At 40.7% G+C, this 12,677-nt stretch carries 12 protein-coding genes and 1 pseudogene; 8 read left to right on the top strand and 5 right to left on the bottom strand.

Annotated features, from left to right (window positions below; genetic code table 11):
• Nucleotides 1-4: 4 nt before the first annotated feature.
• Nucleotides 5-806: pseudogene (locus V7K73_RS14435) on the bottom strand (Rpn family recombination-promoting nuclease/putative transposase).
• Between the two features lie 272 nt (nucleotides 807-1,078).
• On the opposite strand from V7K73_RS14435, the gene V7K73_RS14440 reads away from it, so the two are divergent.
• The 4 genes from V7K73_RS14440 to V7K73_RS14455 all read left to right on the top strand — a co-directional run bounded on the left by V7K73_RS14440 (nucleotide 1,079) and on the right by V7K73_RS14455 (nucleotide 5,347).
• Nucleotides 1,079-2,512, top strand: a complete 1,434-nt coding sequence (locus tag V7K73_RS14440; RefSeq protein ID WP_334881023.1) for a BCD family MFS transporter — start codon at nucleotides 1,079-1,081, stop codon at nucleotides 2,510-2,512.
• Between the two features lie 49 nt (nucleotides 2,513-2,561).
• Nucleotides 2,562-3,368: an inositol monophosphatase family protein gene (locus tag V7K73_RS14445; RefSeq protein ID WP_334881025.1), complete on the top strand. Its 807-nt coding sequence runs from the start codon at nucleotides 2,562-2,564 to the stop codon at nucleotides 3,366-3,368.
• Nucleotides 3,369-3,709: 341 nt separating this feature from the next.
• On the top strand, nucleotides 3,710-4,279 hold the full coding sequence (locus V7K73_RS14450; RefSeq protein WP_334881027.1) for a hypothetical protein: 570 nt from the start codon (nucleotides 3,710-3,712) through the stop codon (nucleotides 4,277-4,279).
• Between the two features lie 111 nt (nucleotides 4,280-4,390).
• Nucleotides 4,391-5,347, top strand: a complete 957-nt coding sequence (locus tag V7K73_RS14455; protein WP_334881029.1) for an MDR/zinc-dependent alcohol dehydrogenase-like family protein — start codon at nucleotides 4,391-4,393, stop codon at nucleotides 5,345-5,347.
• A gap of 107 nt (nucleotides 5,348-5,454) precedes the next feature.
• Here the strand turns inward: V7K73_RS14455 and V7K73_RS14460 are convergent, their stop codons facing one another.
• The 4 genes from V7K73_RS14460 to petP all read right to left on the bottom strand — a co-directional run bounded on the left by V7K73_RS14460 (nucleotide 5,455) and on the right by petP (nucleotide 8,412).
• Complete coding sequence (locus tag V7K73_RS14460; RefSeq protein WP_334881031.1) at nucleotides 5,455-5,742, bottom strand: hypothetical protein; 288 nt, start codon at nucleotides 5,740-5,742, stop codon at nucleotides 5,455-5,457.
• Nucleotides 5,743-5,825: 83 nt separating this feature from the next.
• Entirely contained in the window at nucleotides 5,826-6,872 is a 1,047-nt protein-coding gene (gene chlG, locus V7K73_RS14465) for a chlorophyll synthase ChlG (protein WP_334881033.1), read from the bottom strand.
• Between the two features lie 130 nt (nucleotides 6,873-7,002).
• Nucleotides 7,003-8,103, bottom strand: a complete 1,101-nt coding sequence (locus tag V7K73_RS14470) for a Get3/ArsA fold putative tail anchor-mediating ATPase NosAFP (RefSeq protein WP_334881035.1) — start codon at nucleotides 8,101-8,103, stop codon at nucleotides 7,003-7,005.
• A 117-nt stretch (nucleotides 8,104-8,220) separates the two neighbouring features.
• A complete protein-coding gene (petP, locus tag V7K73_RS14475) occupies nucleotides 8,221-8,412 on the bottom strand; it encodes a cytochrome b6f subunit PetP (protein ID WP_334881037.1) in 192 nt (63 codons plus the stop codon).
• A gap of 260 nt (nucleotides 8,413-8,672) precedes the next feature.
• Here petP and V7K73_RS14480 point away from each other — a divergent pair, with 260 nt between their 5' ends.
• The 4 genes from V7K73_RS14480 to V7K73_RS14495 form a co-directional block, all read left to right on the top strand.
• Nucleotides 8,673-9,491: a Uma2 family endonuclease gene (locus tag V7K73_RS14480; RefSeq protein ID WP_334881039.1), complete on the top strand. Its 819-nt coding sequence runs from the start codon at nucleotides 8,673-8,675 to the stop codon at nucleotides 9,489-9,491.
• Nucleotides 9,492-9,798: 307 nt separating this feature from the next.
• Complete coding sequence (locus V7K73_RS14485) at nucleotides 9,799-10,605, top strand: ABC transporter permease (RefSeq protein WP_334881041.1); 807 nt, start codon at nucleotides 9,799-9,801, stop codon at nucleotides 10,603-10,605.
• Nucleotides 10,606-11,346 (top strand): ABC transporter ATP-binding protein, encoded by a 741-nt coding sequence (locus V7K73_RS14490; RefSeq protein WP_334881043.1) that lies wholly within the window; start codon nucleotides 10,606-10,608, stop codon nucleotides 11,344-11,346.
• 291 nt (nucleotides 11,347-11,637) lie between these two features.
• A partial coding sequence (locus V7K73_RS14495; protein WP_334881044.1) for a sulfotransferase occupies nucleotides 11,638-12,677 on the top strand: 1,040 nt, incomplete at its 3' end.

Here is a 12,677-nt window from a genome sequence, read left to right on the forward strand (position 1 = left end):
CATTCTATCTGCTTGACTGTACTGCAATCTGGACAGCTTCTATATCAACATTGAGGTGTTGAGCAATCTGCTCTACACTCATCCCTGTTTTTAGTAACAGAGGCACGGTAAGTTTCAACATTTCAGCTTCCCGTTCTTCTCGACCCTCGGCTTTCGCTTCCTGATAAACCCTTGTTTGCTCTAAAGTCAGTCCTAGCATAGCTTCAACTTCCTCTCTACTTAACGAAGAAAACTTATAAACGGCAATTGTGGTGATGATGTCTAGTATTTCGTTTTTCGGCAGTGTGTCTGTTGACTCTAATTTTACTCGCTCAATCAATTGCTTTGCTTGCTGTGCCATCACTTCATCCGATGCTAGAGTCAACTGCATCAAGTTGATGCCTATTGGCTGCTGATTAGTCGCGCCTAACTCATCTAAATAGATTCGCTGCACTTGGTCGCTGTTGAGAAATATTTGATGAGTTTTTTTTTTGATCGCTTGGTTCCAAAGAGCGTGATGAAAAAATTACCACACAGAACCAGTCATCGTACTGAGAACGATTTCTGTTCAGGTACATCAGCGACTCGGTAAAGAACCGATGGTAAAGACCTTCATCTCTTTGGAATTGAACTTCAGCAAAAAAGATCGCTCTCGATGTTGCATCCTCTGGAGGTAAAAACACACCATCGATGCGAAAAGCGGTTTCTTTAACTTCAACTGATTCAAATCGATAGTTTTGCCCTTGCAGAGGAGGATTATCAACTAGTTCAAAGAGTAACCCAGGAAAGCGCTTAAAAATTTGATAGTAAATGGAGTCTCGTTTCACTACTTCATCCTAAAATTCTCTCGTTATCCGTAGGCGTAACCCGTCGTAGACATCGCGGATTACGACCAAGCCATAAAAATTAATCCTAACTCGGCGCAAGCTTATGCTATTCGAGGATTAGAACTGCTTGCTAAATAACTGCGATACCTTCTCTACGAGACGCTACGCGAACGGAACTTCTACTTTTCGTTCGCTGATTTTGAGCGGGTAGGGTTTATCTTTATTTAAATAAGAGAGAAATTAAATTCTATAAACCATACGAAAAAGTATTTATGTCAAGCGGTGAAGTATTTGATACCAAAACAAAATCCCTATCTGTGCCAAGGGTAAACCTGCTGACCATGTTCCGCCTGGGTTTATTTCAGATGGGATTGAGTATGATGTCCATTTTGACTCTGGGGGTACTCAACAGAGTCATGATTCAAGAAATAGCAATACCGGCGACACTGGTTTCAGTAGTTCTAGCACTGCCTTTATTTGTTGCTCCTTCCCGTGTCTGGTTCGGCCAGATTTCCGATGCCAAGCCGTTATGGGGATACCACCGTACAGCTTATGTTTGGGTGGGAGCGGCAATATTTGCGATCGCAGCCTTTTTAGCTATACAAGTGATATGGCAGCTTAATATTGCTGCAAATAGTACAGGTGGTTGGGCATGGACAAGCCAAACAATCGGCTGGATAGCGCTTTTGTCACTAATCTTCGCTATCTACGGTCTAGGAATTTCTCTTAGCGGTACTGCTTTTGCTGCTTTGTTAGTGGATATATCTGAAGAAGATAACCGTTCTAAAGTCGTCGGTGTGGTTTGGTCAATGCTAATGGTGGGAATTATTATTGGGGCAATTATTAGTTCCAAGTTACTAGAGCCATTAACACTAGGGGTTTCTATAGCAACCTTGCAGGCGGCGGTAAATAGGCTGTTTCTCGTCGTTCCCATAATTGTATTTGGGCTGGCGATCGCAGCCACATTCGGCGTAGAAAAAAAATACTCCCAATACTTAACTCGTTCCACATTACTAAACCGAGAAGACAGTATAACTCTGGGCAAGGCTTGGGAAATCTTGACAGTTAGCCCACAAACAGGTATATTTTTTACCTTTTTACTGGTGATGACTCTCTGCTTGTTTATGCAAGACCCAATTTTAGAACCTTATGCAGGTCAGGTATTTAAAATGCCTTTGGCTGAAAGTACCAAACTGAATGTTTTTTATGGAACAGGTGTACTGATTGCCTACGGTGTGAGTGGTTTTTTGATTGTGCCACGTTTAGGTAAGCAAAGAACTGCCAAACTAGGCTGTATATTAGTGGCATTTTGTACAGCATTACTTGGGATATCAGGCTTTACAGCTAATCCAGCTTTCCTGAAGCTAAGTTTAATTTTGTTCGGTTTAGCCACTGGTGTCTTAACTACAGCAGCAGTGAGCTTAATGTTGGATCTCACAGCAGCAGAAGCCGCAGGTACATTTATTGGAGCCTGGGGGTTAGCGCAGTCTATCTCTAGAGGTATGGCAGTGGTTTTAGGTGGTACTTTATTGGATATCGGTCGCAAGCTATTACCCAATCTAGTTTTAGCTTATGGACTGGTGTTTGCCCTAGAAGCAGTGGGAATGTTGGTATCGATTTGGTTTCTGAATCGGGTGAACATCAGAGAATTTCAAACAAGTACAAAGCAAGCGATCGCTTCGGTTTTAGAAAGCGATTTAGATTAAACTGTATAGGGCATGGGACAAATGACAAATGACAAATGACAAATGACAAATGAATGATTTTTGGACAACAATTTTAGATTTTGCCCAAACTACTACTACCAGAGTGGGCAAGCAGCTAATGCAAGATTTTGGGAAAGTACAAGCTGACCAAAAAGCTGATGGTAGTTTGGTAACGCAAGCAGATAAATGGGCAGATCAGCAAATTCGGGATGCTATCGCTTCTAATTTCTCTGGTTACGGCATTTTGACCGAAGAGAGCGATCGGTCATTTCCCGGTACGGAGTGGTGCTGGGTAATTGACCCTCTAGACGGCACAACCAACTTTACACGCGGTATTCCTCTCTGGACAATATCTCTGGGTTTACTGTATCGAGGTACACCAATTTTTGGTTATATTTACGCTCCAACCTTGAATCAAGCTTTTCATGGTTTCTGGGCAGGTTCATCTGGTTTAGCAACACCAACAGGGGCATTTCTCAACAACCACCCCATCCACATTAGTATAGATAGTCCCAGCAACAATCACTTTTTTAACCTTTGTTCCCGTAGCACCGCAGTTATCCAGAACGGCTTTCCCTGCAAAATTCGCATGTTGGGTGTGGCTAGCTATAACTTTTTGACAGTTGCGACTGGGGCTACTCTCGGTGGTATTGAGGCGACACCAAAAGTTTGGGACTTAGCGGGGGCTTGGGTAATTGTTCAGGCTGCTGGCGGGGTCTGGTTATCGCTTAAATCAGAACCGTTTCCCTTGTCACCAGGAGAAGATTATAGCGATCGCTCTTTTCCCACCCTTGTAGTTAGTCGCCCCGAATTAATTCCAGTATTTCAACCTTTTCTCGAAAGCGTAAAAATTTAATATAATAATTTATTGTGTATCTGAAAACACTAATTTTGTTAAGCAGCCAAGTGAGCGGCGACATAGCTAAAATTAAAACAATTCGCACTCTTGCCGCAGGCACACTTTGTGCGTTCGCAATTACGTTTTGTGACAGGGATTTAGCTTAGGCATTCAATTCACCCTCCTTGATAGAAGCAGGGGACTCAAACCCCCAAACTTTGTTAAAGTTAACAAAGTCCTAGTCAGACAGAGAAATAAAGCTGGTAATAATCCTAAATTTAGTGCAATAACAGTGTAGCAACTAATTTAAGTACAGTTATGGCTTCCATCACACTACTTAATTTAGTATAAATAATTTTATGTTGTCTAATCTAGATTTAATTCGAGAGTTTGTGCAAAACTCTATTCAGAAAAAAGAAGTTTTGTTGTCAAATCCTGCTTTGACAGCCCAAACAGTCTATAAAACTAACCAACTGATAGCAAAAGCCGAAGGTGTGATTGCCACCGTCCAACTATCTAACACACTATCTGAATTCTGGATTTCTCCAAAATCATCCCAGTGGGAATTGATCAATCAGGCATTAGCAGAATATAGTTATCTTCTCAAAGGAGAAGTAGATAGTCGTGGTTTCTATCAGTATCAATACTGCGAAATTCCCAAAGGCTATGAGATGCACTGTACTAAATGTGTACTTCTATGGCGAGCTTGGTGGAAATATCGCAAGTATGCTTCAAGACCAGGGATTCCGTTGGAACTTTTAATTAGAAAACGAGATTCATGGTATCCAATTAGAGATTTAATTATTAGCGACGGACTTCTTTATATCAAAACTTTAGGAAATGAGATAGCACTTGACTCAAATGATCTGGTTACTTGGTTAAGCAAAATAGATGTCAAAAAGAAAGAAATACCTACTACAGAAACATAGGCGTGGGTAGAGGCATATATTTGTAGGCTTATACAACCGATTGATTATTTTATAAAGATTTTTGAAAATGAAATGACAACATAAATTATTAGGCAAAGGACGTGAAGAGGAATGAAAGGACTTTGGCTCGAAAACAACCAGTTGCAACTACGCACAGATATTGCCATTCCTGAACCACCACAGGGAGAAGCCTTAGTGCGCGTCTTGCGTGCGGGTATCTGTAACACTGACTTGGAACTGCTTAGAGGCTACTATCCCTACACTGGTATTTTAGGGCATGAATTTGTTGGTGTCGTTGAAGAAGGGCCAGAACACCTAATTAAACAACGCGTAGTTGGAGAAATCAACGCTGTGTGTGGGCATTGTCGGTTTTGTCGCAGAGGACAACCAACTCACTGTCAAAATCGCACAGTTTTAGGTATTGTCAACCGGAATGGAGCCTTTGGTGAATATCTCTGTTTGCCGATGGAGAACTTACATTTAGTACCTGATAATGTGCCAACCGAAGTAGCAACATTTACCGAACCTATAGCAGCAGCTTTGGAAATTCAGCAGCAAGTGGCATTGCATCCAGATGATCGGGTACTAGTGGTTGGAGATGGCAAACTAGGGCAGTTAGTAGCCCAGACACTTGCCCTAACTGGCTGTGAACTCTTAGCCGTGGGGCGTCATCGGGAGAAACTGGCTAATTTAGAAGCCCGCGGCATCAAAACGAGTTTAACCGACAGTGTTACAGATGGATATTTCGATATCTCAGTAGAGTGTACTGGCAACCCAGAAGGATTTGCGATCGCCCGTCGCGCCTTACGTCCTCGTGGTACATTAGTGCTTAAAAGTACTTATGCTGGCAACCTCAGCCTAGATGCTTCTTCGTTAGTAGTAGATGAAATTACCCTCATCGGCTCTCGTTGTGGCCCCTTCGCCCCAGCCCTCCAGCTACTAGCTACAGGACAAGTTGACGTGAAACCTCTGATTCATGCCAGTTACCCCCTCATTGAAGGGCTTGCGGCTTTTGAACACGCTCAAAGTCGCGGTGTTTTAAAGATATTGTTAGAAATTGGTCAATAGTGATTGGGGATTGGGCAATTCAATTTTAGATTGAAATTTAATCCAAAATCGTTCGACTGAGCGTAGTCGAAGTCCAAAATCTAAAATCTAAAATTATTACTCCCCAACTAATACAGATACGGATTCGTCTTCGGTTGATAGTCCAAACAATGGATTGCTTCTTCTGTATTGGCAATAGATGGGCGTACAGTACATTTAAGACGGTAATTGTCGGTAAAAAATTGGCAACCACTACAGGGTATTTGATGCATTTGCTTGGCTGTAGTCACACTATCTCGCGCCGCCGTCCAGAGACTCAAAACAACGAGAATAGTTACAGTCCAAGCAACGACAAAGCAAATCGGGACTAAAAAAGGTTGAATCCCATGAATGAGGAAAGATAGCAGTTGAAACACGATATGTGCTGATACAAATTAGGAGCTAAAAGTATATTAACTCCTAACTCCTACTTCTTAACTTCTGACTATAGAAGTATAAATTAAACGCCAGCATGACCCAGCGCTAAACCAGTGACGAGCATTCCTAGAACAAGGAAGGGTTGGGCGCTGGCTTGGTACTTAACATCATTCTTCACGGGGTCGCGCAGGAAATACATATCCTGCAAGGTGATTTGGGGAATGATTAACAGTATTAGTATTGTTGCATACAAATTTTCATGGATGCTGACGAGATAAGCTGCGATCAATCCTTGAAAGACATCAATTGTTACTACACAAATCCATGCCGCAGTGGTGATGCCAAACATTACGGGTAGTGAATTTAATCCTAACTGGCGATCGCCTTCTACACTCTTAAAATCATTAACAATGGCAATACCCAATCCAGCCAGGCTGTAGAACATTGTCAAAATCACGATTGTGGAATTGAGATCGCCAAACAAAGCGTGTCCTGTAGACCAAGGTAGGGTAATATAACTTGCACCCAAGGCGTAGCTACCTAGCCAACCGTTTTGCTTGAGTTTCAGGGGAGGTGCAGAATAAATGTAGGCGATCAAAGAACCGATAAGCGCGATCGCTGTAATTGTCGGGAATTCATGACCAGACCACACATCCAGCCCAAATGCCAAAGCAATACCAGCAATCAGTAATACCCAAATCTGAATAATTACCTGGGGTAGAGGAATTGCGCCAGAGGGAATCGGGCGATAGGGTTCATTAATGGCATCGATTTCGCGATCGTAGTAATCATTAAGGATTTGAGTGTAACCTGTCATCAATGGCCCAGCCAGTAGCATACAGGTTGCTACCTTCAACACATTTTCCAGTGTCCAAGTGTAGTTACCAGAAGAAGCCGCACCACAGACTACGCCCCAAATTAGGGGAATCCAGGTAATCGGCTTCATTAGCTGCAAACGAATTTTCCAAATTGAAGTTTCTCCAGACGCTGCACCTTTCATCCCCAGCAGTTGCCTAGTTTTCGCATTGCGATCGGCAGATGCGATCGCTTTTTCGCTGGAATTATTTACCACTGAGTCTAATGCCTCAGATGGCTTGGGGTCTGGGGTAATGGGAGTTGATTCTGACATAAGGTTTATTAATGAGTTAGAAGTTAGAAGTTAGAAGTTAGGAATTATTAGTTAGGAGTTAGAAGCTATTACTTATTTATTTTTATTTCTAACTCCTCACTCTTAACTCCTAACTTTGTTCCTAACTAACTTAAAACGAAATTATCAAATAATTATTTTGAAACTTTGCTCCAGCAACAGGTCTGCCACTCAGAGCCGGGGGTAAAGGAATATTGCGTCGCTGATCTCCTGCTTCTACCGTGACTTCTGGGCCATATTGGGTGAGCTTAACTTGCTTTTTATCAAAACTTGGCAAGAATAGGCGTACTTGACGATTCTGGATGTCTATTTCAATTGGTTTGGGAGCTTGTAGAGCTTGTGCTTCAAAGTTGGGTAAAGCGTCTATCAGTGGTTGCCACTCACCTGTAGGCGAGTCGGGAACAACGCTCACAGGTAAAGGTATAAATTCCTCCGATAGGTTGACATTGCTCTCATTAGATACAAAAAGAACACCACCAACAGTTAAACCAATTTGTTGAGCGCTACCCCACAAATAACGAGTATTTGCTACCTCAATGGGATCTTTTGTGGTAACTAAAAAAGCAGCAAGACGCTTGGGATCAGCAAGAGCGGCTCTCCCCTTTTCTAAGAAATTATTGACTTGGTTAGTGGGGACTGCAAAGTTATCTGCTGTCCAGTTGACATTGAAAAAGCTGCTAATGAGCGGCTGAATCAAGGGTGATTCAGTAATCGTTTTCCCCAAATCGGAGTTGACAAACAATTGCCGAAATCGCCGGATATACCAACTGATAGATTCTGGCAAACCCAACATCCGCAACGTTAAAGAGTCACCTGTGCCATCGTAGACGATCGCATCATATTTACCACTGCCATCATATTCGCGGATAGCATTTAAGGCTAGGGCGTTGTCCATCCCCGGCAATACTACCAGTTCTTGACCAAAAACGTCTTTGAATATGGGTGTGCGGAGATATTGCGCCTCAAGTTTCTTCACTTCGTCCCAGTTGCGTTCTAGTAGTACAGATGCTTGAAGCTGGACTACTTGCAAATTGGGAGCGATTTCCTGGGGATCGGCTGCAATGGGAGTACCGAGCAGAATTGACAATGTTGGTTCTGCTTGTCCTGCTAGGAGTACGCGCTTGCCTTGACTTGCCAATAATTTGGCGGCGGCGATCGCAATTTTGGTACGAGCGGTGCCGCCTTTGCCCAAAAATGTCAATATTAGAGCCATTATTTGATTCCTATTTTCACCGCCGGTCTTTTCAACTCCAACTTAGCACTCAACAAAGAATTTCAGCGTGTGCAATAAATTTCAGATACCAAGAAAAACCCGGTTCTGAGTTTACAACTACACAGGTTTGATTTCATCTTCAAAAAACCAAGTAGAAGTTTTGTCTTCAAACAGCACCACTACACCGATTCCAGCACCATCGGTGACTTTGTAGCCTTGGATGATACCCACTTGTCCGAGTTTTTTTACAACTGGGGCAGAAACGCGATCGCGCAAACGAAACACTTTAACCTTTTGTCCGATTTCCATGCCTGATTACAATTGAGATAAACCAAGTCTAAGTGTAGCGGAATCCGTGACTCTGCTCTCACAAATTCAGAAAGAAGAGGGAGATCAAAGAAGAATAACTCCTGACTTAACAGCTTAAAATTAAATCAACAACCAAACAGGCTATTGCGGCGCAATTGCGGTTGGAACAAGAACAGCTGCTTTGGCAACGGTTGGCGAAACATTTGCGATCGCTAGGAGTTAATCTAGATAGCTTGAGTTAAGCAACAAAGGTAGTAGTCATGTATCAAACAGATCCCCCCCGTCCACCACAAGAAACCATGCCTACGATGTATGATTTACCCAGTGAATTAATTGGGGAATCAGGTTTGCCAGATGAATTTCACTGCATTCAAGCGGATTTGCTCAGTGAGACTTGTCAGCCTCTGACTTATCCATCTGAGGAAATTTTACTTGCTAGTGACTTGAATCTTTACTACGACCCCCGCCATACTCTGTGGTACAAGCGTCCTGATTGGTATATGGTTTTAGGAGTATCTAGTGCTAGCCAACAGCAAGACCTACGCTTAAGTTACGTCATTTGGCAAGAGGGGGTTGATCCATTTTTAGTAGTTGAATTACTTTCACCAGGTACACAACAAGAAGACTTAGGAAAAACACTCCGGGAAGTCAACCGACCCCCAACAAAATGGGAAGTATATGAACGCATTTTGCGGGTTCCCTACTATGTTGTCTACGATCGCTATGAAAATCGTTTGCGTGCCTTTCAACTCATAGGCACTCGCTACGAGGCAATATCTTTACCAGATAACCGCTTATGGTTGGAAGAGTTAGAACTAGGATTGGGACTTTGGCAAGGTTCTTACCAGCAGACAACAGGTTTGTGGTTGCGTTGGTATAATGCAGCAGGTTGGATAGCAACGCGAGGAGAAAAAGCTGAACAAGAACGTCAACGGGCTGAACAAGAACGTCAACGGGCTGAACAAGAATGTCAACGGGCTGAACAAGAATATCAACGGGCTGAACAAGAATATCAACGTGCAGAGCGATTGGCAGAGTATTTGCGATCGCAAGGAATTGATCCAGACAGTTTGAGTTAAGTATATAGAGTCGCTTAAAGATTATCCAATGAGTAGACATCGTGAACAAGATTTTAGTTGACATTTTAAAAATTTTATGATATTAACGAGCTATTTGTGGCAGACAGTTATAGGAACCAATTGATAAATTAATTGGTCTTGCCGGAGTAGCATGTGCTTAAGAGGAGAAAAATGCTAATTAGTTAAGTTGTATATTTAGCGATGCTTTTTAAAATAAAGTCTTTAATGGTAGGCTAATGCGGCAAAGTCCGCTTTAGTAGTATAAAATTCGCAAATAACTTGCCTTGGTGTGTGGTGGTTTTTAAGAATGAGAATTTCGCTTAAAGATAATTCAACTTGGTTGCAAGTGCGGCGCTATTGGGAATTGCTGCACGTTTTGGTAGCGCGGAATCTCAAAGTGCGTTATCGAGGTTCGTTCTTGGGGATTTATTGGTCGCTGTTGAACCCGTTGATTATGACTGGGTTGTACTCTGCAATTTTTGGGACAACTTTTGCATCATATTATAACAACTCAATACTGAACTATGTATTAGCAGCATTTACGGGGCTGGTAGTAATCAACTTTTTCTCAGCTTCTACATCTCAGGCATTGAGCAGTGTAGTCAATAATGGCTCACTTTTAAATAAAATTCATCTCCCAGTCAGCGTTTTCCCTGTATCAATCATTGCCGCGAATGTATTTCAGTTTTCGGTAGGTACATTTCCGTTGTTGGCATTGATGACTTTGATTAATTCTAAAAGTTTAGTGAATGTGTTGGGGCTAATATTTCCATTTATGGCCTTAGTTTTAGTTTCTACAGGAGTTAGTTTTTTAGTAAGTGCTTTGTACGTTTTTTTTAGAGACTTGCCTTACTTTTATGAGTTAGTTGTATTTGTAATTTGGCTGAGTAGTCCTATATTTTATCCAGCAGCTATTGTTCCACCGCAGGTAAAGCAATTTTTAGGTTTAAATCCATTAGCACCAATTATTGAAAGTCTGCGTCAGATTACATTATCAGGTTCTGCACCAGATTTAGGCTTAATTTGGGGCGCTTTGCTGAGTGGGGTAATTATTTTAGTCCTGGGATGGACTTGTTTTCACTTGTGGCGGCATCATTTTATGGATTTGCTGTAAATGGAAGTAATTCGCCTAGACAATGTTTCGCTGTTGCGACGGACACAAGAGGAGTTTTCTTATGACCTTAAGAAAACAATGCTATCTATTTTAGAAGGTAAATATCGCCAGTCAGTGAAAAAGTTAGTACTGGATAAAATTGATTTCGTAGTTGAAAAAGGCGAAAAAATTGGTATTATTGGTGCGAATGGTTCTGGTAAATCCACTCTTCTAAAGGTGATTTCTGGAATTTTGCAACCTACAGGTGGAACAGTACGGGTACGAGGGCAAATTGCTCCTTTGATTGAATTAGGAGCAGGTTTTGACTTGGAAATTTCCGTAATGGATAATATTTTGCTGTATGGTGTACTACTGGGATATTCTAGATCAGAAATGCGTAATAGAGTACCTTCAATTTTAGAGTTTGCAGAATTACAAGATTATCCTTTTGTTCCAGTGAAGGGATTATCTTCGGGTATGGTGGCAAGGCTGGGTTTTTCTATTGCAACAGATGTGCAGCCTGATATTCTAATTCTAGATGAGGTGTTATCTGTAGGGGATGAAAGTTTTAAGAATAAGTGTAAGCGACGGATTGAGAAATTATGGGATGAAAATGTGACTATTTTAGTAGTATCTCATGATTTAAAATTTATCCAAGATTCTTGTCAAAAATGTATATGGTTAGATAGAGGAAAAATTCAATTAACTGGAAATGCAGGCGATGTTGTAAAAAAATACCTAACCTCTGTACTTGAAAAATAAGAATGAATATTCTTTAGAAAAATTATAAAAATGTATATTTGTTTTGAAATGAATGCATCACTATAAGTAAGTTGACTTTATATTCAGAGACGTTAATCTGGTACAATATTACAATTTACAATGATTACTGCATGATATAAAGTCGGTGTATATACTGATATCATAATTAAAAGTTATGAAGAAGATGTAAATCAATCATCGGAGATAATATTTAATATTATTATGCATAATCTGGAACTTATTCATATCAATTAGATTTATTTATTGATAACTAAATAAGGCAAACTAGTGATGAACCAAGATAACAAATCTTCGATTTTCATAATTGCTGGAATGCATCGTTCTGGTACTTCTCTGGCTGCATCGTTGATGGAAAGTGCAGGAGTGAATATAGGTAAGAGATTAATGGGTGCATTTCCTAGTAACCCAAAAGGTCATTTTGAAAACTTAGATTTCGTAGGTTTTCACGAATGTGCTTTACGTTCTCAAGGTATTACTCAGGAAGGATGGACAATACAGAAAGGTATCCAGCTACCACAGCAATTGTTTGATAAGGCAAAACTAATTATCGCTGAAAACTCAACACTAAATTACTGGGGCTGGAAAGATCCACGCACTACTCTTTTCTTAGATTTTTGGAAAAATTTACTACCGCAAGCATATTTTATATTTATATATAGATCGCCTTGGGAAGTTATCGATTCTTTATATCGTCGTGGAGATGAAATATTTTATAGCAATCCTAAATATGCTTTACAAATATGGATGCACTATAACAAAATCATCTTAGATTTCTATCATCAGTTTCCAGATAAATGCATTCTATTAAATACTGATACTCTAATTGCAGACTATACTGTTATCTCAACATTATGTATAAATAAATTTGGTATCCAACTTAATGAGCCTAGTGAAGGAATTGTAGATAAATCATTGATGAGTAATTTAGCATCAAACGCTCACAGACAGATGCTAATTAAAAGCTTTTTTCCAGAAGCAGTAGAATTATATAATAAATTGAATAATCAAGCTGATTTAAAATGCCAGCCAATTCACTTAGACCGATTGGAAGTTGATATTTATTTGAAAGACTGGGTTCTTCAAGATTGGCTTGATGTTTACCAAATTAGGAAAAACTCAAAAATAGAATTAGAGCGATCGCAGTCTAATCTACAACTAACTCAGACAGAATTGGAGCGATCGCAATCTAATCTACAACTAACTCAGACAGAATTAGAGCGATCGCAATCTAATCTACAACTAACTCAGACAGAATTAGAGCGATCGCAATCTAATCTACAACTAACTCAGACAGAATTAGAGCGATCGCA

Source organism: Nostoc sp. (assembly GCF_036916975.1).
Taxonomy (GTDB): domain Bacteria; phylum Cyanobacteriota; class Cyanobacteriia; order Cyanobacteriales; family Nostocaceae; genus Nostoc.